Annotated in this window: 10 protein-coding genes; 1 reads left to right on the top strand and 9 read right to left on the bottom strand. The window is 36.5% G+C overall.

All coding sequences use genetic code 11. The annotated features are described in order from the left end of the window. Positions 1–16 precede the first annotated feature (16 nt). The 9 genes from OZP09_RS01075 to OZP09_RS01035 form a co-directional block, all read right to left on the bottom strand. A complete protein-coding gene (locus tag OZP09_RS01075; protein WP_269236083.1) occupies positions 17–3235 on the bottom strand; it encodes a pectinesterase family protein in 3219 nt (1072 codons plus the stop codon). 281 nt (positions 3236–3516) lie between these two features. Continuing rightward, positions 3517–5208 carry a glycoside hydrolase family 28 protein gene (locus tag OZP09_RS01070; protein WP_269236082.1) on the bottom strand — a complete coding sequence of 564 codons (1692 nt, stop codon included), beginning with the start codon at positions 5206–5208 and terminating at the stop codon, positions 3517–3519. A 175-nt stretch (positions 5209–5383) separates the two neighbouring features. Continuing rightward, positions 5384–6604 (bottom strand): glycoside hydrolase family 88/105 protein, encoded by a 1221-nt coding sequence (locus OZP09_RS01065; protein WP_281310128.1) that lies wholly within the window; start codon positions 6602–6604, stop codon positions 5384–5386. Positions 6605–6608: 4 nt separating this feature from the next. Then, complete coding sequence (locus tag OZP09_RS01060; protein WP_281310127.1) at positions 6609–8255, bottom strand: glycoside hydrolase family 43 protein; 1647 nt, start codon at positions 8253–8255, stop codon at positions 6609–6611. Positions 8256–8429: 174 nt separating this feature from the next. Continuing rightward, on the bottom strand, positions 8430–10079 hold the full coding sequence (locus tag OZP09_RS01055) for a DUF5123 domain-containing protein (protein ID WP_269236079.1): 1650 nt from the start codon (positions 10077–10079) through the stop codon (positions 8430–8432). 11 nt (positions 10080–10090) lie between these two features. Then, positions 10091–11989, bottom strand: coding sequence for a RagB/SusD family nutrient uptake outer membrane protein (locus OZP09_RS01050; protein ID WP_269236078.1), 1899 nt, complete (start codon positions 11987–11989; stop codon positions 10091–10093). 20 nt (positions 11990–12009) lie between these two features. Continuing rightward, the gene (locus OZP09_RS01045; protein ID WP_281310126.1) at positions 12010–15219 is read right to left on the bottom strand and encodes a SusC/RagA family TonB-linked outer membrane protein; all 3210 of its coding nucleotides are present in this window, start codon (positions 15217–15219) and stop codon (positions 12010–12012) included. A 79-nt stretch (positions 15220–15298) separates the two neighbouring features. Beyond that, entirely contained in the window at positions 15299–16111 is an 813-nt protein-coding gene (locus OZP09_RS01040) for a hypothetical protein (RefSeq protein ID WP_269236076.1), read from the bottom strand. A gap of 636 nt (positions 16112–16747) precedes the next feature. Further along, the gene (locus OZP09_RS01035) at positions 16748–21085 is read right to left on the bottom strand and encodes a hybrid sensor histidine kinase/response regulator transcription factor (RefSeq protein WP_281310125.1); all 4338 of its coding nucleotides are present in this window, start codon (positions 21083–21085) and stop codon (positions 16748–16750) included. A gap of 335 nt (positions 21086–21420) precedes the next feature. On the opposite strand from OZP09_RS01035, the gene OZP09_RS01030 reads away from it, so the two are divergent. Beyond that, positions 21421–24009: a glycoside hydrolase family 3 C-terminal domain-containing protein gene (locus OZP09_RS01030; protein ID WP_281310124.1), complete on the top strand. Its 2589-nt coding sequence runs from the start codon at positions 21421–21423 to the stop codon at positions 24007–24009. The last annotated feature ends 196 nt before the right edge of the window (positions 24010–24205 follow it).

Here is a 24205-nt window from a genome sequence, read left to right as displayed (position 1 = left end):
TAGTCTGTCTGATTCACTAATTTTTAATCACTTTCACTTTGTAAGCAGTTCCTTCTGTATTTTTTATATTAATAAGGTAGACACCAGATGTCAACATGCTCAAATCTATTGATCGGCTTGTGTTAGCTGTGAAAACACCTTGTTTTACCTTTTGTCCCAGAATCGAATACACTTCGTAATTGACGCTTCCAATTCCTTCAGGCAATGTTAGATTGACAATATTATTTGTAGGTATTGGATATGCACTTATTTCTTTTGGTTTATTATTTGTACCTAAACCCAAAGTACCGAAAGTACTAATAGCGCTTAAACCACCGTATTCACTAACAGCCTGTACCATATATATATAATTTCCTCCTGCTGCGGTAGTATCAACATAAGTGGCATCTGTTGTAATAGCTAGTACTTTACCATCTCTGCTTACAACATAACAAATAGCGTATTTATTATCGTCCCATTTTAGCGTGTTGTTTCCAAGATTCAAAAGGTTAGCTGGAGCACTAATTTGTTCCACCACCAAACGCGGATCCCATTTGTCTGTACCGCTTAAAACATTCTCTATAGTGTATTGATCTGCTTGTGCTTTAGTCAAAACTGGATTATAATTTCCTGTCTGAGCAACACCACTAACTGTAAATGTGTTGGTTCTATTTGATGTATTAACGGCTATCCCGTTTCCATTTATGCTATTGTATTCTGCAAAAAGTGCCGGTAAAGTTCCCATACTTGCCCAGCCTAGCGTATTTGGTTCATTTACCATTATGGTATTCAAATAAACAGCTCTTGGTGCATTTTGCCAGGGACGTCCTAAATAATAACTGGTTGTCGCAGTAATCGTATTGTTATTAAAAATATATCCGTACTGAACATCAGCAGTGTGATTTGGAGCAACTAAATAACCACTTGCAACTGAAACTAATTTACACTCTTCAAACCAATGTGTTCCGCCTCCGCAAATAAAATCTACATCGCCTTCTATTGTTGACTTGTAGTAAAAACTTCTGTCTCCGCCTGTAACCTGAGTATCTTGTCTGCTTCTGAGTCTGATTCCATTATAAACATTTCGGTCACCGGCCGGATTTAATGCAGGTCTCTGACCCGATGTTGTGATTCCGTCTTTGTGTTCAATGGTAATATTTTCCATGTATAAATCATTGGCTTCAATTGAAAGGACCGCATTCTTTATTCCCCATCCTGGATTTCCCTGAAAAATCACTTTATCTTTTGATTGCGCAATTAAGGACACATTATTTTTTCCTGACGGAAGCTGAAGTACAATTCCTTGTGGATTTGTACCATCGCCACCCAAATTATAAGTTCCGTTAGTGATCAGTACCAAAAATCTGGCTGATGAATTGGAAGGTGCTGCATTAAATGCCTCTGCAATGGTTTTTACATATTTTCCTGAAGCTATTTGATCTGCTGTTGCGTTTGCATCAACAATTAAATTAAATACACGTTTTGCAGGAATTGGCTTTTCTATTGTTTTAAATGTCAGATTCACTGCCTGAGCATTATTGCCTGAAAGATCGGTAACTAATCCGGCTGGTAGGCTGAAAGTATATTGTGTGTTATAATCTAAACCGAAATAGCTGAATTTTAACGTTTTATTGACAAATTCCGCCGTTAAATTTTTTCCGTTCAATATTGCTAATCCAGTGCCTAATTTAACTTTTTCATCATAATTAAGGATAATGTTTCCGCTTGCACCAGCAGTAGTCGAAGCATTTGCAGGAAGCGAAGACAAGAGTACTGGAGCAACTGCATCTGAAACTAAAACTTCTTCCGCCTTAATCATAACATTTGATAAAACCGTTGCTGTTACATCAGCTGCACTTCCGTGTTTTGGTCCGTTAACATTAGGAAACCATCTAAGATATATTTTTTCTTTTCCTTCTGCATCAACCGGTAATATTCCTCCAATTGGCGTAACCGAACCTGTATTTATAGTAGTTAAAGCAGAAATGTTTTGAAAGTTCACACCATCAAGCGAATATTGAAATGTCCATTCGTCACAGCCATAATAATACCCAATAAGCCCTGATGAAATAGTAATATTTTTATATCCAACAGTTGAAAAAGAGGTCATTAAATAGAAAAAATCGCCTCTGATTGTATTCCAGACACAAAAACCGTTTTTTCCACCTCTGTTTTGAAGTCTAACGTTAGGTGCAAACACATTATCTGTTACATTATAAGCAGATAACTCCGGTTTGTTTTCAACTTTCGAATATAATTCGGCAATTCTTGGATTTGCATACTGATCATTTTTAAATGTCCAGCCCGCAATAAATGCTGCATTGTCATAAGTACCCGTGATAGTTTTGTTTTCAGTCATTGTTACCGAAGTACTTAACGCTGTTGATCCGTCTGACCAGTTATTGAATTTAATAATATCATTTTCAACCGCTGTAATCGTAACATTTGTTCCTGTTTCGTAAACAGAGAATGCACCATCTTTACCAGCCGGAGAAACTGTATATTCGCCTAAACCAAATGCTCCTGCAACATTTACGTTTAAGGTATAGGTAGTAACTAATGCATATTCTGCAACAAGAGTAGTATTTGAATTAATCGTAAAAGTATATGGATTTGCCGTTGAAACAGGATTCCCGTTACCATCTGTCCATCGAACAAAATTATATCCAAAGTTTTTATTTGCGGTTACTGTAATAGCAGTTCCCTCAGCAAAATTGGTTCCCGCAGGGTTCAATGAAACGGTACCTGAAGATGCAGGACTAGCATTGGTTATCAAGGCATAAGTAATTGCACCCGGAATAGTAGTAACTTTTTCTAAATAATCGATATTGAACAGGTAACCAGTATTGGTTGGATGCTTAAAAACCAGATACAGATCATGCGTACCGGTTGTAGGTGTGATAGCAGTCGAAAACTTTTTGTAATCGGTATATCCGGTGGATCCGCTTACTGTTGCCGTTCCGATTAGAGTTCCGGCAGCCGAATCCAATCGTACCTCAATAGTTCCTCCCGTTGCTCCTGCTGCTAAAAAATTGAAACTGGTGTCATATTGATTAAATACATGTCCGGTGAAACTAATCCAGGTATTATTTTTAATATACCCAACATTCTTCCCTCCGGAAAGTGCAGCATTATTTTCTGATTTCGCACCAGAATTTAAATTATAACTTTCAGCTTCAATTTTCACAGTTGTTTGTGAAAATCCTATTACTGAAAAGAGCATCAGTAACAAGAACATAAAGTATTGTTTTTTCATTTGTGGTTTGGTTTTTAGTTAGTAAATTATTTTTTCCTGATCCAATTTTAATTTTGGATAAAGGTTCATGCCTGTTTAATTTCTCATATTCAATTATTTTTGATGCTAATTTTAATCAGTTCGAGTAATCCCGCCCAAAAGCGGGATTGTATCGAGAACAGTAAACTATCAAAACGTTTCCCGGTACATTTTTTCTTCTATTTCGATTACAGAAGAACACTCGAATTGATCTTTTTAATGTTTTATAATCCTATGCTATAGAGCTAATTACTAAGGATTAATTATTCAACAAGTTTCACCTCGTCTTTAATGGACTCCAGCACTTTTACATCTTCATCAAAAGCCATTTTCTGACCATTCTTTTTCAATGATATTTCTTTTGTAGAAGTTCCTCCAACCCAAAACAATTGGTTTTCTCCTGTAGATTTAAAACTTCCGACATTTATATTCTGGCTGTTTGAAAGACTGATTGCTATACCCGGTTTATCAAGTCTTAGATCAATATTTTCAAAATTAATTTTACTTCCATAATTGATTTGAATACCTGCCTCAGCTCTAATAATCATGTTTTTAAATTGCAGGTTCTCAACAGGCATTTCCGGGATTCCCATAATTTTCAAAGCTTGTTTGGCTCCGTTTACGTAAATATTTTTGAAATGCATATTTTTAAACGAAGGAGTCTCTTCTGAAACTGCCATTTTTTCAACGGTCATTTCGCCTGTTTCCGGATCTTCATCAATTGCTTTTCCAAAATAGTACAGATTAAAGTTGATGGCATCTGTTGGTATATTGTTCATTTTTATATCTTCCATCCAAATGTTTTCAACTTCACCGCCACGGCCTCTGACCGATTTAAAGCGCAGACCGCAATCGGTACCGTTAAACGTTAGGTTTTTGACAAATATATTTTTAACTCCTCCAGACATTTCGCTTCCAATTACAAAACCGCCATGCCCATGATAGACCACACAATCTGTAATTACAAATAACTCTGTTGGTTTTCCACGATCCCTGCCTTCTTTATCCTTACCTGATTTGATACAGATCGCATCATCACCCACATCAAAACGACAGTTGGTTACGGTACCGATTCTGCAGGATTCTAAGTCAAGACCGTCTCCATTTTGTGAATACCACGGATTGCGAATCGTTAGGTTGCTCAATGTAACATGCTCACACATTAACGGATTCACATTCCATGCGGGAGAATTCTGAAATGTAACGCCATCCAACAATAATTTTTTACAATTCACAAGACTTACCATTACCGGGCGAAGCGCCTCTTTGTAAGGCTCCATATTTTCGATAGTAGCCGTTTTAGGTAGTTTATCTTTTTCTTCGTTGCCAATGTAGGCTCCCTCTGAAGGATACCAGATTTTGCGGTCTTTAGATAATACTCCTCCGGATTTGATAAGCTCTTTCCATTGCCCGTCAGTCATTTTACCCATTTTCACCGGACGCCATGCCGAACCGTTTCCATCAAAAATTCCTTCTCCTGTTATAGCAATATTTTCTAAGTCAATTCCCATAATTGGAGATTCACAACGGATAACCTTATTGCCTTCAAAATAGGATTCTACTAGTTTATATTGTTTAACATCGCTTGTAAACGAAATAAAAGCACCATTTTTGGTATGAAGATTTACATTGCTTTGCATCTTTATAGGACCGGTAGTCCACATGCCTGAAGGAATAACAACTACGCCTCCACCCGATTTTGAGCATTTACTGATAGCATCATTAATCGCTTTTGTACACAGTTGCTCTGAATTTGGAACAGCACCAAAATTAACAATATTCAAAGTGTCTTTTTTAAATTTTGGAAGCTGTACTTCCGGCATATCAAAAGGAAGTTTGCTTTGTGTTGAATCCTTGTTTTTTTGCTTAGCTTTATTTTGAGCAACGATGTTGTCACAAGAAATAAGGGAGAACATTACTAATCCAATAAAGGAAACGACTTTAATTTTTATCATAATTAATTTTATGTTTAATACCTGCTATATTTTTTGAAGCAGAAAAACCGGGCATTTTCAGCCGGTAAAGTCCCGCTATACATTACAATCTTGTAAGCCGAACCCCGGCTCACAAGGATTTCCTCTTCTATCGGGGCTAAATAGAGATATTTCGCTTTTTTCGAGGACAAACAAATTATTTATTATCCAAGATCTTTTGTAATTCTATACCCGCCATAATAAATGGACCGACTGCTTTTGCATCATCGTACCTGATAGGTTCTGAAATGTAATATTCGAATGAACCATCACGATCTTTTGGATTTTTTCCTCCTAATCCGGCAACGGCACAGCATTTTGTAATTGAAATAGTGCCATCCGTATTCTCTTTTATAAACTGTTTTTGAATTCCGTTAAAACCAATTCTAGCCGATTTCAGAAACTTTGAACCTACATATCCTTTTCTATATGCTTTGGCAAAAGAATATACAAACATCGTCGAACAGGTTGATTCCAGATAATTGCCTTTGCGCGCCGGCTGATCCATCACCTGCCACCACACTCCTGAATCTTTTTCCTGTGCTTTAAGGACTGCCGAGAATACTTTTTGCACTATTTTAATCAACTCTTTTCTCTTTGGATGATTCTCTGGAACATAATCTAAAATATCCACCAAAGCCATACAATACCAGCCCTGAGCGCGTCCCCAAATGTGTGAAGAACGTCCTGTTTCCTTGTTTGCCCAGAATTGTTCCTTCTTCTCATCGTAGCCATGAAAATTCAGTCCGGTTTTTGAATCAAAAGTGTGTTTTTGAATCAGTTCTGCCTGTAAAATAGCATCATCAATTGACTTCGGAACATTAAAAACGGCTCCATATTCTGCAGAAAACGGGTCTGCCATATAAACACCGTCGAGCCACATTTGCCACGGATAACTTTTTTTATGCCAATAACCGCCGTCTGAGTTTCTTGGGTGGCTTTCCATTTGTTTGTGAAGCGTGTCCATTGCTATTTTGTAGCGCTCCTCACCCGTTTTTTTATACATTTCAAAAAGAATCTTTCCGGAGTTTATTAAATCAAGACTGTACTTTTCCAGTTCATAACCTCCTAATATTTTTCCATCCTTATCAATCAGCTGATCCGCATACATGATTCCGTAATCCCAGTACTTTTGCTCTTTTGTATAATCATACAGTTCCTGATTCGCAAGCGTAACCAATCCGTTGGTATAATTCCATTTTGGGAATTTCACTCCATCAAGAAATACAGGATTTGGAGTACGTTTTTGATCAGAATCGGCCATTTTTTTAGCCCATTCAATCGGTGAAATTTGAATATCCTTTGGTTTAGATTGTCCAAATGAAGCCAAATGAAAAACAATCAAAAAGAGAACACAATATTTGATTTTACGTATCATATTTTTAATTCTCTTCTACTCTAAACCAGTCATAATCTGCATAACTGCTGTCGTTAATAGCCTTAGTTCCTGTTGCAAACAATCCAATTTTTGCTCCTACCCAGCGTCCTGCGCTTGGTTTGAAAGGCTTTCCAAACTCTTTGAATTTTTTGCCGTCAGTACTGTAATAAAAAGTGACTTTCGCGTCATACGGTTCAATGTTTTGTATCATTTCAACTTTGGCACGGAAAAACACATTTTTCTGATCAATAGGAATAGCCGTTATTTCTGACTCGATATCTTTAGAAGTCCTGGCATTTTTCATCTGGCGCTGCACCAGTTTTAATTTTCCATCTTTATCCTGTTCTATCGCGATATAGGAATAATCTTCACCAAATACGATTAAACCTGTGCCTGATTCTTTAGCATCGGGATTATTTTCGAAACTAAGTTTTGCTGTCGCAGTAAAATTGGCGCCGGGAAATTTTTGTAATAATAAATTCGGCATCATCCACATCGATTTTATAATCTCATTGCGTGGAATACAGTTTAGGCGCATGAATCCTAAATTAGCAGATGACCATCCCCATTGCTGACCAGGGTTTTGATTAGCCTGCCATTGCCATTGCAATCCAAATTGATGTCCATTGAACTCATCAGAAGTAACCAAGGGAGTAGCAGAATAATTTTTGCCCACATTTGGTTTTGTGTATTCTATAACCGGTTCTCCAATACCATCATTGTTGCTGTCTTTCCCCATAACTGGCCACCCTTCTTTCCAGCTAACAGGCTGAAGATTCACAACTCGCCCGTATGCCCAACGATCCTGAAAGTGTATAAACCATCCGTCTCCGTTTGGCGTTTCTACATATCCTCCCTGATGTGGTCCGTTCATCTTTGTATCACCCTGATGCAAAACGATTTTTGACTCATAAGGACCCCAGACATTTTTAGAACGCATAGCCAGCTGCCATCCCGGTTTCACACCTCCGGCAGGAGCCATAATCCAGTAATAGCCATCTTTCTTGTACATTTTAGAACCTTCAACAGTTGTATGACCATTATGTCCATCAAAGACCATCGCCGGATTACCAATTAATTTGGTGCCATCTGGCGCAAGTTCTGACAACATTAAAACAGTCTTTACAGCAGCACGGCTTCCTGCAAATGCATAAGACAGATACGCTTTTCCATCTTCATCCCAAAACGGACAGGTATCGATGATTCCTTTTGCTTCTTTTACCAATACCGGCTCTTCCCAAGTACCAGCAGGGTCTTTAGTTTTAACCATATAGATTCCAAAATCAGGATCACCCCAATAAATATAATATTCACCGTTATGATAACGAATAGCTGGCGCCCATACACCATCTCCGTGACGAACAGTACGATAATGTTCTACAGGAAATTGATTTTGTAATGCATATCCAATTAACTCCCAGTTTACCAGATCATTTGAATGAAGAATAGGAAGTCCCGGAGAACTATTGAAACTGGAAGCAGTCATATAATAACCTTCTTTCCCTGCACATACATCAGGATCTGAATAATCCACATGTAAAATAGGGTTCTTGTACTTTCCGTTTCCTAAGTCACCATTCCATCCCTGAGCATTTGCTCCTAATCCATAAACTGTCAAACCAATGGACAGTACTAATTGTTTTAATTTCATTTTAAATAGTATTTAATCAACATGTTTTTACTAAAAAACATTTACAAATATGAGGCACTGATTATGTTCAGACTAAATTATCTGAGGGATCAGCATTAGAAAAAACATGGTAGGAAAAGAAGTATCCGGGGTTAGGATACTTCTTTTTTTAACTAAACAATTAACCAGCAGGAATTAAGGAAGCCATCTAAGATCGCCTACTTTATTTATAACAATTGGAGAGTTTACATCTTTAATTGTTAAATCTCCTGCTTTTGGATTTACGAACAAGTCTTGTGCACTTATTCCTAATGCGGTGCCCTGAATAGCTGCAGGTCCCAGCAGATAATTTGTAGTGGTATAGTTATTACTGAAAGAAGTTGTACTGCCTGCAGCAATTGCCTGAATTAGTTTACCACTAGCAGAAGCTAATAATACATTCTTGAAAACTAATGTAGACCCTACGGCTGCCGGGATATTAATCAAGGAACGGTTATAAGCATAATCATAAATCGTTACATTACTGTATTCTAGATAAATTGGATAAGTAGATGTACCATAATCAAACAAGTTTTTAAAGTTGTAGGTATTATTGGTTGTCCCATAATAATCTCTCATAAAAGTACAATTATTAAAAACTGCTCTTTTGAAATTGTCTGCTCCTGCTGAACCAAGAACAAAGGTTCCATAGGTTCCCGAATGACCACCAACTTCATCCAAAGTACAATAGGTCATCTCAAAGTTCCCTACTTCTTTATACTTTCCACTTCCCTGATGTCTCCAGAAACCACGTTTAAAATTATTAAACTCACAATTGTAGAAAGTAACTTCTCCAATTGTCCATGAAGTTCCGCTGTTAAAGAAATAGCTTGCATCAATGGTCTGATAAAAACGAATGTTTTCAAAGGCTAATGAGGTCAAAAAGGATCCCTCAGTAATATTCCAGTTTCCGTTCATTTCAATTTGAGGCTGTGCCCCCTGTGTACCACCAGTCAGTTTAAAACCTTTTGAAATAGTAAATGGTGTAATCTTAAATAATGAACCTGCTTCGAGGAAATATTCTGTTCCTTCCGGAATTGTAGCATCAGTATTGTTATTTCTTAACAATGCATCTAAATCATCCCCTTTCATAACCAAAATTTGCCCTGGTGATGGTCCTGCAGAACGAAAACTTACCTGATTGTATGGTCTGTCATAAATACGCGGCTTATTATTGTCATATACATTTACATTGTAGGCTGTACTTTTTTCCAGGCCTTCAATTTTAGCTTGTCCACTTGCTTTTTCTGCATCTGTCAGCTTGCGTCCGATCGCCGGAATTTCCTTAGACTGTGCCGGTGCGACAGAAATACTATCTACCGGATTAGCCGCATCGATTATCCAGGTTGCGGTTACTTCGGTTTCAGTAATATTTACCTTCTCAACAGGTTTTAATATTTGGGCATACGCCGGACGATCTTCTGTCAATGCATTTGTGTAAGCCCATTGAGAATTGAATTTAGCATTTTCGCTATTCGCACGAACCCTAATATAAAATTGCGTTTTATACGGAATATCGTCCATCAAAATTTGTGTATCTGTAATCGTATACGATTTGAACAAACTGGAATAGTAATTGTCTAAGTGTAATTCTACCGTATAGGAAACAGCATCGTTTACCTTGTACCATACTACGGCAATAGAATTACTTTTAACCACAGGTGCGGTAAGCACAAACTTGGGCTGAAACAAATCTCCAACCTTTGCATAAGCAAATTCGTCTTGCTGGCAAGAGTTTAACATTCCTCCGAGCAAGATCATACTGAAGAATGATAAAATATAAATTGCTCTTTTTGAATTTTTCATATTTAATTCAATTAATAGTTAAAACCATAATAATTCTGAATAGCTCCACGATGATCCGAAATCACTTTAGAAGGATAAGGACATAAATAACGTAATGGGTCATTAGGAGATTTACTTGCAGCATTGTTGAAGTTTATAAAACCTCTAAAACTCCATTTAATTTCGTTATTTGGCTCATAAGCCTGAGTATCATTATTTAAGGCATACCATTTTGTTGCAAAAACTGTCTCTGTATATCCTGCTGGTTTAGCTTGTAAAACCGGATCAATTCCTTTGATATCTAAAATTATTTTACTTGGGTTATTAGCGTCCGGATTTGGAATCTCTTTCCAGTAAACACTTCCCGGAACATTATCTACACCAGGCACATAAGCACCATTGGCTACTTTGCCCCAGTTCACAAATTTGTTGTATTGGTTATAAATTACTTCACTATATTTATTCCAGCGTGCTAAGTCAAACTTACGCTTGCTTTCACCGCCAAGCTCCCAGGCACGTTCGTCCATAATAGCCTGGAAAAATAAATCAGGATTTGATTTGGAAGCTACGTAACCATCTACTTTTGCTGCCCAGTCTGCCTGACTGAATGCTCTGCGGCGCACTCTTTTTAAAGCTTCCTGAGCATCCTGACGAGGACCAAATCGTTCGTTTACCGCTTCTGCATACATCAACAGTACATCTGCAAATCGCATCCATGAGTAGTTGACACCTGTTGATTTAGTACTCGTACTTCCAAGCGGAGTAGTCTCATAAAGCTTTGACCATTTTGCAACAGCCAGCTTAGCCAGATCCAAACGAATTACCTGTTTTAGAGTTGCATCATACGAATAAGGTGCGCAGGTTACATCTCGCCTCAAATCTTTGTTGTCAAATGAGTACAAATAGGTTCCTGCTAAATTAAGGCTTCCTGAAGCGCTTCCGTAAGGATGATTTCCTTCTATTATCGGAATACCAATAGCATAACCATATTCACCCGAGGTATTTTTTAACAATGGTAATGAAAATATAACGTCATCATTAACCGGTGTTACCCAGTTGTTTTGCTTAACCCAAAAATCACGGTAACTCAATTTCAGGTCATGCTGTCCTTCATTAATTACTTTACCTAAATATTGAATTGCAATATCATAATACAATTCATGATTTTCTCCACGAACCATGTGTCCAATACTGGCAGCATCACTATCAGGACGTAATGTCCACCCTCCGCGGGTAAGTGCAAGTAAACCAATTAAGCCCTGATTAAAACTTCTTGATGCACGTTCAGGGCCGTAATCCAGTGCACTTGCATATTGCATTAGCGGCTCAACTGATTTTAAATCATCTATTAGAAATTCAAGAATTGTATTTCTATCCGTAACTCCTACCCTAAAATCCTCATCACCGGTAGATGATGTAGTACGAAAGACAACATCTCCCCAAATGCGGATCATATCTAAATATACCATCGCACGAAGTGTTTTAGCTTCTCCATACATCTGCGTAATTTTTGAAGGTTCCGTCTTACTGGCTGCTTTATAGAGCTCAGAATTTTCAATTCCCTGTATAACATCATTAGACAAATTAATAATCTTATACATCGCATTCCAGGTAGAATTCAAAGTTGTCCAATACGGTTTAGGTTCAAAGCAGGCAATATCAGAACCATTAACATTAACTGTGTTCGTATTAATGGCCGACATCTCTACATCTGTATTTGGATTAAAAACAAAAGCAAGACGATTAGAATACGCATCGTCAGTCAGCATAAGTGTATATATCCCTGCAACAGCCGATTGTATTTCACTTTCAGAACTAAAAACTTCAGCCTCGGTAAAACCGGTTGCCGGATGTACGTCTAAATAATCATCGCAACCTGTAAAACAGAGTCCGAAAATAAATAGCATACTTAATAATATCTTTTTATTCATAATTTTAAGATTTAATTTAATTAAAATGATAACTGAGCTCCTAAGGTGTAGTTCCTTGTTCTTGGATATGCATTGTAATCAACGTTAGGTGTTAATCCCGTTGACAGATTAACTTCAGGATCATAGCCTGAGTAATTCGTCCAAACAAATAAATTAGTACCCGTTACATACAGACGAACTTTATTAAATGTTAATTTCTGAGTTACATTTAAAGGAATTGTATATCCTAAAGAAAGGGTGTTCAGTCGCAGGAAAGAACCTTTTTCAACTGCATAAGACGAAGCAATAGGACGGCCAATTGAAGTTGGATTCCACATCGTAGCATCTTTATTAAAGTCGGCTAATAATGCTGGTGAATAACGTAAATCGTTCCCCATATCATCAAAATTTCTCCAACGATTCTCCAACGAAACTTCCATCCCTAAATTATTCTGGACATTCTGATACCAGGAAGTCATCATGACTTTGTTTGCGTTGAAAACATCAAACCCATATACAAAATTGAAAAAAGTAGACAAATCAAAATTTTTCCATACTGCATTCAGTCCAAAACCTCCTGAATATTTTGGGTTAGTATCACCAATAACTTTCCTGTCGTTTGCACCAATTACATACGTATTGGAATCTGATGGATCAACAGGCGTTAATTTTTTAAATTTAGCATTTCCGGGGCGCGGATCACCTGACAGGTTTTTGGAGTTTGCGACACCTTCTTTCAGTTTCCATGTTTTTGTTAATGGATCAAATGAATCGAAATCATCCATAGTATAAAAACCATCATTAACAAAACCATAAATCAAACCTTTAGTGCCTCCAACATAGGCACGATAATCATCATCATTTAACAATTGTGTTCCTGCCCATCCTGAACTAAGAATCCATTCATTCTCTCCTGTTGAAAGCGCATCAATTTTATTCTTATTATATCCAATATTGAAATTTACATCCAGATGAAAATCTTTTTGCTGCACTACATTAGCATTAATGGCAAATTCAATTCCTTTATTAGATGTCTGCCCTACGTTGGTCATGATTTTACTAAAACCTGATGATCCGGGAATATCAGAAGGCACTAATAAATCTTTAACCGTATTTTGGTAGATGTCAATATTACCTGTAATTCTTTCTTTAAAAAATCCAAAATCAACACCAAAGTTTGCAGTGTAAGTTGTTTCCCATTTTACATTAGGATTATTTAAATAAGTCACTTTACCATTAGGATTATAAAAATTATAGTAATAATGACTTTCTTCACCCCAACCTACTGATTTGTCTTGTGAAACGCCATAATATTTCGCATACAAATCGCCATCAATTCGGTCATTACCCGAAACTCCATAACTTAAACGTAATTTTAAATTAGAAATGGTTGTACTTTCTTTTAAGAATTTCTCATTTGACATTCTCCAGGCAAATGCTGCAGCCGGAAATATTCCCCATCGGTTATCAGGACCAAACTTTGTGGAACCATCTGCACGAATCGTAAATGTTGCCAGATACCTGTCATCAAAACCATAATTTACACGACCGAAGAATGATGAGATTTTATTAGGTGAACCTTCTTTTGAACTGTTTTGGAAAGGTGTTCCCAAAGCAAGATTATCTAATGCTTTTTCTGCACTTATACTTTCAGGAAAATAACGCGTAGTATACGTTTTACTAAAACTCCTCTGATCTTTCATTTCCTGACCCACCATAACCTGAAAATCATGAAGCGTATTAATTTTAAAATTATAACTCAAAACATTGTTTAATTGTGTTCGAGGACTTTGTGTCATTTGCCAGCCAACTACCGGGAGACCGCCATTAGCATTTGCAGTCCCAGTTTCCAGACCCCAAAAACGGCCATCTTCTTCATACTGGTATTCAAAACCGAATGAGCTGCGAAGACTCAAGCCTTTCATAATATTCCAGCTTAAGGCTCCAACTGTATTAAATGTACGTTTAGTACGATTACGATAATTCCTTTCAGCTTCCTGTATTGGATTGAAACGTTTAACAGGCTCATAATCTTCCGGATCAAAATAAGTATCATCTTCAGGTAATGTCATGTAATCCTGTAAACCAAGTGTAGGTGCCTGACGTATTGCGCTAAGCAAACTAACTCCTTCGGTACCTGATCCTTCAATTGTTTGGTTTATGAAACGGGACTGGAATTCAAAAGTAAACTTATCAGACAGTTTCGTATTAAGTGTTAGATTCATGTTGGTTTGTTTTAAACCGGTTCCTATTAAAACTCCTGGCTGATCCTGATTCGTTATTGCAAACTTAAATTTTGTTTTTTCATTACCCCCATTCATACTAAAGTCCAGGTATTTAGTAATTGGATTGCTTCCAAAAATCTCGTCCTGCCAGTCTGTTCCTTTATCGCCTTTATAAATATACATTTCATTGGCCTGTCCGTAACGGTTGTAAAAAGCAGTTGGATTTGAGGTTTTTCCTTTTTCATACTCATACTGCATTATAACATATTCGTACGGGTCCATTACATCCAGACGGTTCGCCAATGTTTTTATTTGCATATAACTATTTATATTGACAGAAACCTTTCCTACTTTAGGTGTTTTTGTAGTTACTAAAATAACTCCATTAGCACCACGCGCACCATATATAGCCGTAGATGCGGCATCTTTTAATACTTCCACAGATTCGATATCCGTTGGCGGAATATCATTTAGGGTAGCCACTTCAAATCCATCAACCAAAATTAAAGGCGAATTGTCCTGGGTAATAGAACCTCCACCACGAATTCGTATCATGATTTCAGAACCAGGAGAACCATCAGCCGAAGTAATCTGAACACCAGGTAATTTACCAACCAAAGCTTCCGCTACAGAACTGGTTGGAACTTTTTCTAATGCTGTTCCTTTTATACTCGAAACCGCACCCGTCAGGTTTCCACGTTTTTGTGTCCCGTAACCAATTACTACTACTTCATTCAATTCGCTTGTCGATTCTTTCATCTCGATATTAATTCCTGATGTACGACCATTTAATGGTACGGTAATGTCTTCAAGACCAATAAACTTAACCACCAAAACAGCTGTTTTAGGGTTGGTTACTTTAATAGAAAATTTTCCATCAAAATCACTGGTAGTATTTGCTTTTTCATTTTTTACAATAATTGTTGCGCCTGGAATCGAGCCCATTTTATCTCTCACAACTCCCGTCACAGTTATTTCCTGAGCATAACCGCTAATCGTCAGGAACAAGACGATTAATGTGCTCATGATATGTTTTTTTATCATAACTACTATATTTTATTTAGATTTAGATTTGTTTTTAAATCTGTTCATCATTCAATTTTATTTATTTAACCTGTACAACTCCATTAATAGTTACTACGTAATCCTTAATAATAGGTGTATCTGCATCATTGAGGTTAAAATCGACATTAGTAACCCCATTTCCTAAAATTGGAAAAGAGCCTTCAAATTCTTTTGTTTTTACCACAACTAAATCCGCAGTCATAAACTCTATATGAACAGTAACATTATTCGCTGCTTCATCAGTCTGAAATACAATAAAATCATCTAAGTAGTTAATTCCTCCTGTTGTCGTTTTCTTAGATCTGGAAACCGTCATATTTCCTTTCACAAAGGTTTCGTCAGAGACTTTGTATCCGTTACGTTTTACAGAAACAGTTGTTTTTATAACAGAATAGCTTGGATCTGCTACTATGTCTTTTGACTTCAATCGTAAAGTTCCTGTTCTCGTAAGGATGTTCATATTAAGTTTTTCCTCGAATGGTGTTGCATAAGGAACTGCCGCTGATAGATTCACTTTTTGATCAGCATTGATCGATTGCGGAACAATAAAATCATTCAGGTTAACTGGTAGAGGAACCATTTCAGCAGGAATATCAGAAGCAATGAACTTGTAACTTCCTTTCTCAAGTGCAAAACGATAAAGCGAACTGTAATTTCCAAAATATTGACCATTATCTTTATAAACGAAAATTGATCTTGTTGTAATACCAACATTTATATTCCAGGGATTGCCATTCAGCTGAAGCGCATAATCTCTTACCACTGAGGGTTCATATTTCATTTCATCACTAGAGCAGGAAGTCATAGAAAGAATTAAACATACTCCGAGTATTAGTTTTTTTATGTTTTTCATATCATATTATTTAAAATTGAAAATTGTTATTTTCTGGTAAAGATGTGCCTGTAAAAGGCTACAGATATGCCAGTTAATAATAGAATGAAAGTGCCGGTCTGTTTCATAAGCTTGGTTTATTAGTTAGTTAAGAATTAGTTAAAAACGTTAGTTATGGAACAAAACTATAGATAGCGAATTGTAATTTGGTGTAAATATTGCTTTTCGAGGAGGGTGAAATCACTAATTTGAGTAGTAATAATTGAGGAATAGGAAATTAATTAGGATATTTTTATATTAAGTGGGAAAAAATCAATAAATAAAAATCAACTTCTGTTTATTTAACTCAAAACTAAGTTTAGAAGATCTCGAAAGGATTGTGAAAAAGAGAAAATTTATCTTTTAGTATCTGCATAAATATCCTCAGATTCAGCGAAGTTGAAGCCATTACAATACGTTAGTATAACCAAAAGCTTTAAAGTAAATAAGCCTTCAACTCCGCTCAGGATAATCGTTGTAATACAAATCTATGATCATGTCAGGTTGAGCGAAGTTGAAGCCCACGTTCCAATGAGCCATCAGAATTAAAAAAACTTAAGAATTAAGCAAGCCTACTGCTCCACAGTATGACACTTTGGTTTCATTCTAAAATTTTTATTAGCGAAACTGTCTTCTATATTCTGCAGGTGTATGGTTAAATTTTGCTCTAAAACATTTTCCAAAATATTTCAGGTCATTAAAACCAACTTCAAAACAAATTTCCTTTATTAGCAGATCTTCGTTTTTAATAAGCCCGGCCGCTTCATTCAATCGCATGTCGCGAATAAATACGACTGGCGAAACGCCTGTAATGCTTTTAAGTTTATTAAAGAAACTGGCTCGTGACATACACATTAATCTTCCTAATTCATCAACTGAAAAATCTGATTTAGACATATTTTCCTTTACCAGTTTAATCACCTGAAACATGAACTTATGATCCTTATTAGAAATTTGCAAAGGTTCTTCTTCTGAAATTTCAGTCATGTTACCTGTCGAATACAAATTCTGAAGGCGTACACGCTGCTTCAAAACATTCTTAACCCGTGCTTGTAAAAAACTCACATTAAATGGCTTGGTTATATAATCATCAGCACCATATTCCATTCCTTCCAATTTACTTTCAATTGCGGTTTTTGCACTAAGCAAAATCACGGGAATATGGCTGGTTGCAAAGTTATTCCTGATTAATTTAAGCATTTCTATACCATCCATATGTGGCATCATGATATCACTTATGATGAAATCAGGGGATAATTCTGCAGCCTTTGAATTTCCTTCTATACCATTTTCTGCTACATAAATTGTATAATCCTTTTCCAAAACAGAAACAATAAATCCTCTCAATTCAGGATCATCTTCTACAACCAATCCTACCGGCAATTCTTTTTCTACTTCTTCATACACCATTAAGTCAGGCTCAGCTTCAAATCTTACATCATTCACTAATTCCGCTTCATCTTCTTCAAATAAAATATCCACATCTTCAGTAAAATGCTTGTAGCCTTTTAAGAAACAAATTTGAAAACTGCTTCCTTTACCGGGTGTACTTTCAACCAAAATAGTTGCACCGTGCTTATCTGCCAAATCTTTTACGATAGAAAGGCCAATTCCTGTACTTGGATTATATGGATTTTCGTTGTAGTTTGAAAAACGTATAAACAATCGTTTCTGAAGGATCGGACTGATACCCGGCCCGTTATCATTAACCTTTAGAACCACCTGCTTCTCCGTGTCTTCTATTTCTACCTGAATTGTATTTCCTTTGTGGCAATATTTAAATGCATTTGAAAGCAGGTTGACCAAAATTTTATCCAAACTATCCGGGTCAGCCCATACATTTGACTTTGCAGCACTGCTATTTATTTTCAATTCTATATTGCGCTGTAGGCTCATTTCACTAAAATTTTCGCATACTTTCGTTGTAAAATCAGCTAAGTTTACCTCACTAACAACTAGCTTTCTGTCCTGAATTCTTCTTAAATCTAAAATTTGATTAACCAAATTCAACAATTTATTACTGTTTTTTTCAATAATGCGAAGCTGGTCTTTTGCTGATTTTTTTATTTCATCATCCGAAAGCATAATCTCTAAAGGCGCAGTAATCATGGTAAGAGGAGTCCTGATTTCATGTGAAATATCGGTAAAGAATTTCAATTTTAATTCCCCCATTTGTTTCTGTAATTCCACATCATTTCGCAGTTTTAATATGGTCAGGACCGCGCGATTGACCACTAAAAATAAACCTACAGCCAATAACAAATAACAGAAATATGCGAAGTGAGTTCCCCAAATTGAAGGGCGGATAGTAATTTCAATTCGTCTCTCATTATCTGCCCATAAATTGTGACCATTTGTAGAAGACACAATCAGGGTGAATTTTCCACGATCCAAATTGGTGTAGTTAATCGACTGCCCTCCCTTAAGGTAATTCCATTGTTTATCAACTCCTTCCAGCTTGTAGCGATATACAATATTCTCATTTTTAATATAATCCAGGGCTGAAATTTGAACCCTGAAAAAATTCTGGTCATGCTGGAGCGTAACCTCTTTCAGTAAATCCGGATTTTCGGGACTTTCGGGATTTATTTCGTGTAACTGTTTATCATTGACAGAAAATCCCGATATCGCCAAATAAGGCTTAAATTGAAATGGTTTAATAGCCTCTGGTCTGAAATAAAGTGCTCCATCTGAATATCCAACCACAATTTCTCCACTTGCAAGTCGGCACCTTGTAGCTTCTGAAAATATTTCAGTACCAATAATCGATTTCAGTTCAGGAAATGTTTCAGCACTATTTTTTTTAGGATCAAACCGAACTACCTGATTGTCGCTCATAAGCCAAATTTTGCCTAATTTGTCTTCCTGCAATGCCACAACCCCTTCAAGAGGAAACGCCATATTTTTGTTCCAAATAGGCTTAACTTTTAATTGCCCCTTTTTATCTAAATCGGCCAGAATTAAGCCTTTTCCATTCGTAGCTAATGCTAATCGGTTATCTGAGGTTATCAGAACATCCAAAATATCATTTCCCGAAACCTGTGAAAACTCCTTAAAATATATTTTATCAGGTGATTTGTTTTCTGCAGAAAAAGAGAACAATTTATAAGAAGAGATAAAAAATAATTCGTGCTCCTTATTTTCAACTATTGAGCGAACTTTATCGGCATTTTTTATGGGATAATTTTTTAGTTCGTTCTTGTAGTTAATAAAACGGAATCCATTATTTGATTGACGGATCAGATTAATCCCTCCGCCCCATGTAGTTACATATATTTGACCATTTGATGCCTGAAATATTTTATAAATATCATTTGAATTAATGCTATAAATATCTTTCTCATTATACTTATAATGGCTTACCTGATATTTAAAAGACTGCCCTGTGGGTATCAGGCAAAACAATCCGTTGCCTCGGGTTCCAATCCATATCCTGCCATTGGTATCCTCCATCATGCTGTAAATATCTGCTCCCCATCCGGTGCTTCCATTGGATAATACGCCATCAGGCCCTAACATTCCAATCTTCTTTTTTTGAGGATTGAATATGGCAATATTTTCAGCACGGCTGGCTACCCAAAGATTGCCATTTTTGTCGCTCATCAGGCTTCGAACGTTATGCTTTTGACGATTGCCCGATTCTAAATTTAATATTGAAAAATTACGATTGTTAAACGTTATCAGATCTAATCCCTGCTTGAATGAACAGAACCACAAATTCCCCAGTTTATCAAAAGTAGCTGTATGCATCACATCAGAGACTGTCTCTTTCGACTCTTTAATACATCGCAATATAGAAGACAATTTGTTTTGTTTTTCATCCCAATAAGCAAATGGTCCTTTGTGCGACTGAATCCAAACTGTCCCGTCTGGCGAAGTAAGCAGAAAACTTTTCTGTTCTGCGCCAACTACAGGAGGACCGCTTGAATCAACCTGCATATATTTTAGCTTCCTGGTAGCCAAATCAAATTGATACACACCTGAATTTGGGGTTTCGAACCAAAACTGGCGTGAATTTGTTACTCCCAAGTAATTGATTTTCTCATCAGGAAAACCTGATAATGTTTTGCTGTTGTAAACATCCAGTTTTCCGGTCTTTATGTCATAATAGTAAAAACTTTGCCCATTTGTTAATATTAGCACTTTGCTGTTATCCACAAGTTTTATTAAGGCAATATCTTCATTTATATCCACTTCAAAATCAAAGAAAGTATTTGTTTTTTTAGTATAACGTGTAAATTTACCCTTTCCTCCTCCAAACCATACATCCTCTTTTGTTTCCAGAACTGAATTAAATGAATATGATTTTCCGGAATGTCCAGACATATTTGAAAAAAAATATTCCGGAGCAGTTCCCGCTTTATTTAAACGACAAATTCCTGCATCCGTCAAAAACCAGGTTGTTCCTGAGGTATCTTCAAAAACATCTCCAATTACACCACAATATTTTGAAGGATCAAAAGCAATTTGTCGGGTCTGTTTATTATTTTGGAAAAGAATCAGGTGATTTTTATCTTCCGGAAATATCCATACTTTTCCAGATGGCATCACTTTGAACTTTGTAAAAGCAGTATTAGAAGATTTACCAGCTTTTTTCTCAATTGGAGAATGAAACCTTAATTGATGTGTATCAAAATAATAGATATCATTTTTTTCAGACTGAATCCAGATTTGCCCATTTTTATCAAACTTAAATTTAGATACACGATTTGACATTAAGTCTAATGATGAGTTTTTTTCTACCCTGAAGTTTTGAAAAGTATTTCCGTCATAACGAATCAAACCGTTGAATGTTCCCAGCCAAATAAATCCCTTCTCATCTTGTTGAATACCCAGAATACGGGACTGGCTTAACTTTAAATCATTGGAAAAATGAGTCAAAATACCAGATGGCTGAGCTGTACAAAGGGTACAAATCAAATAATAAAAGATCAGAAGTATATTTCGTTTCAACATTTATAATTTTATGAGCTTCAAAGCAAAGACAAAAATATCAAAATTCTTTTATGAACTTAAAATGCACCCTGTCAGTAGCCAAATACCCCCCTTTATATAGTGTTTTGTACCCATTCTATATAATGTGAAAAACTGAAAAAAAATTAAATACAAGCTTTACAACATCCCTTAAATAGCAATTTATCCCAAGCTGAAAGATTTAAACATCTAATTTTGCAATCATGAAAGTAATGAACTATCCATAATCTTTTAGATTAAAAAAATCATTGCCAAAAAAACTATAACCTAAATATTTTCAAGGAAACTCAATGAGAAAAGTATATTGTCTCGTGTTTATGCTGAACTTTCTAGCGCTAAACACTTTCGCACAGGAAAAATTTCCGTTTAACAATCCAAATTTAACAACAGAACAACGTGTCGATGATCTGGTATCCAGAATGACTATAGATGAAAAAATCAGTCAATTGATGGATTCCTCACCTGCCATTGAACGTTTAGGTGTACCGGAATATAATTGGTGGAATGAATCGTTACATGGAGTTGCCCGTGCGGGATATGCAACCGTTTTTCCACAATCTATTTCAATTGCATCATCCTGGGATCGCCAATTAATTTTTGATGTTGCCAATGCTATTTCTGATGAAGCACGTGCCAAACATCACGAATATTTGAGAAGAGGACAACACGGAATGTATCAGGGATTGACATTCTGGTCACCAAATGTCAATATTTTTCGTGATCCACGTTGGGGCCGCGGACATGAAACGTATGGTGAGGACCCTTTTCTTACCGGTCAATTGGGACTTAAATATGTTACCGGTCTTCAGGGAACTGATGAAAAATATTTTAAAGTAATTGCTACTGCAAAACATTATGCAGTTCACTCCGGCCCTGAACCTTCACGTCATCTTTTTAATGCTGAAACCAGCGATATCGATCTTTATGAAACGTATCTTCCTGCTTTTCGTACTTTGGTAAAAGAAGGTCATGTTTACTCTGTAATGGGAGCATATAATCGTTTTAGAGGCGAATCTGCCAGTGCAAGCCCATTCCTGTTCAATATTCTTCGAAATGATTGGGGATTTAAGGGTTACATTGTTTCTGACTGTGGTGCTGTTACAGATATTTGGAAATACCACAAAATTACCAATGATGCAGCAGAAGCTTCAGCTTTGGCAGTAAAAACAGGATTAGATTTGGAGTGTGGAAGCAGTTATAAATCATTAAAAGAAGCACTTGACCGAAAATTGCTTACAGAAGCTGATATTGACATTACGATAAAACGTTTGTTTACGGCACGCTTTAAATTAGGTATGTTTGATTCTGAGGAGATTGTGCCTTATGCACAAATCCCTTATTCGGTTAACAACAATTCCGCTCATGACTGGCTGGCCCGCGTAGCTTCTCAAAAAAGTATTGTTCTTTTAAAAAATCAGAACAATACACTTCCACTTTTTAAAGAAATCAAAACGGTTGCCGTTATTGGCCCAAATGCTAACGATGCACAGTCTTTATGGGGAAATTACAGCGGTATTCCCAGCAATCCGGTAACGGTGCTAAAAGGCATTCAAAATAAATTAGAACCTCATGCTAAAGTACTATACGCAAAGGGTACAGATCTTGCAAAAGGAGTTCCTGAAATGAAAGTTATCCCTTCTGTTTATCTTCAAAATGAAAATGGAGTGCAAGGTCTGACAGCAGAATATTTTGACAATAAAGAATATCAGGGAAAACCTCTTTTTACCCGCATAGATGATAACATCGATTTTCACTGGGATATTGATACACCTGATCCCCGTATGAAAATGGGTAATTATAGCGTAAAATGGACTGGTTATATTGTACCACCAAAAACCGGACTTTACAATATTTCTGAATGGTCCAAGCCTTTTATGACTATCGATATCGAAACAGGAAAAACATCAGGTGGAAAAAACAGCCATCATCCGAGAATTCGTCCTCAAAAACTGGAATTGGAAGCCGGAAAAAAATATAAAATAGAAGTTAAATACCAAAATACATATGGTGATGCAATAGCCCAGCTTTTATGGTCTGAACCACAGGAAGATGTTTTAAAAGAAGCTGTTAACGTCGCGAATCAGGCGGATGCTGTAGTTTTAGTATTAGGATTGAATGAACGCCTTGAAGGTGAAGAAATGAAAGTCGAAGCAGATGGTTTTGAAGGTGGTGACCGTACCAGTCTTAACTTGCCGGCGAATCAGGAGGAGCTAATGAAAGCAATTACAGTAACCGGAAAACCAGTAATCTTAGTTTTAATAAACGGAAGCGCGCTCTCCATAAACTGGGCTAATGATAATGTTCCGGCAATCCTGACAGCGGGATATCCGGGTCAACAAGGTGGTAATGCAATTGCCGATGTGCTTTTTGGAGATTACAATCCGGCTGGCCGCCTACCGGTTACGTATTATAAATCAGTAGACCAGCTTCCTCCTTTCGAAAACTATGATATGAAAGGACGCACCTATCGTTATTTTGAAAAGAAACCTCTTTATCCATTTGGATTTGGTTTAAGCTATACAAAATTTAAATACAGTAACTTAAAACTTCCTGCGAATATTAATGCTGAAAAAAACTTCGAAGTATCGGTTGATGTAACCAATACCGGTGATCGTGACGGTGATGAAGTAGTTGAATTATATATAAAAGATGAGAAAGCTTCTACTCCACGTCCAATAGTGCAATTAGAAGGTTTTGAACGCATTTATCTAAAAAAAGGTGAAACAAAAACAGTTTATTTTACAATTACTCCACGACAGCTATCCTTAATAAATAAAAAAGGGATGCGAGTGGTTGAACCGGGATGGTTTACAATCTCAGTAGGTGGAAAACAGCCTGATAATTCGAATGATCTATTAAAGGCAAGATTTAGTTACAAGGGTAAAACAATAATTTTCGAGAAATAGGATTATTTATTTTTCTTCTGCGATCAGGACTCCAGTTGATGGAGATAAATAAGTGATTCTCCCTCAGCATATGCACAACTTCAATTCCGCTCAATTTTCGTCTTTCCAATTCAAAACTTATAAAGCCTAATGCGTTTTGGATACGCCACTTAATAAAAAGATGGACCTGTTCGATATTGTTGAGATATTTACATTG

The sequence above is a fragment of the Flavobacterium flavigenum genome, assembly GCF_027111255.2.
Classification (GTDB): Bacteria; Bacteroidota; Bacteroidia; order Flavobacteriales; family Flavobacteriaceae; genus Flavobacterium; species Flavobacterium flavigenum.
This window is presented reverse-complemented; position numbering and strand designations above follow the sequence as displayed.

Coding starts and splice junctions, on each gene's coding strand:
- OZP09_RS01075 (WP_269236083.1), bottom strand. CDS start 3,235: ATGAAAAAACAATACTTTATGTTCTTGTTACTGATGCTCTTTTCAGTA.
- OZP09_RS01070 (WP_269236082.1), bottom strand. CDS start 5,208: ATGATAAAAATTAAAGTCGTTTCCTTTATTGGATTAGTAATGTTCTCC.
- OZP09_RS01065 (WP_281310128.1), bottom strand. CDS start 6,604: ATGATACGTAAAATCAAATATTGTGTTCTCTTTTTGATTGTTTTTCAT.
- OZP09_RS01060 (WP_281310127.1), bottom strand. CDS start 8,255: ATGAAATTAAAACAATTAGTACTGTCCATTGGTTTGACAGTTTATGGA.
- OZP09_RS01055 (WP_269236079.1), bottom strand. CDS start 10,079: ATGAAAAATTCAAAAAGAGCAATTTATATTTTATCATTCTTCAGTATG.
- OZP09_RS01050 (WP_269236078.1), bottom strand. CDS start 11,989: ATGAATAAAAAGATATTATTAAGTATGCTATTTATTTTCGGACTCTGT.
- OZP09_RS01045 (WP_281310126.1), bottom strand. CDS start 15,219: ATGAGCACATTAATCGTCTTGTTCCTGACGATTAGCGGTTATGCTCAG.
- OZP09_RS01040 (WP_269236076.1), bottom strand. CDS start 16,111: ATGAAAAACATAAAAAAACTAATACTCGGAGTATGTTTAATTCTTTCT.
- OZP09_RS01035 (WP_281310125.1), bottom strand. CDS start 21,085: ATGTTGAAACGAAATATACTTCTGATCTTTTATTATTTGATTTGTACC.
- OZP09_RS01030 (WP_281310124.1), top strand. CDS start 21,421: ATGCTGAACTTTCTAGCGCTAAACACTTTCGCACAGGAAAAATTTCCG.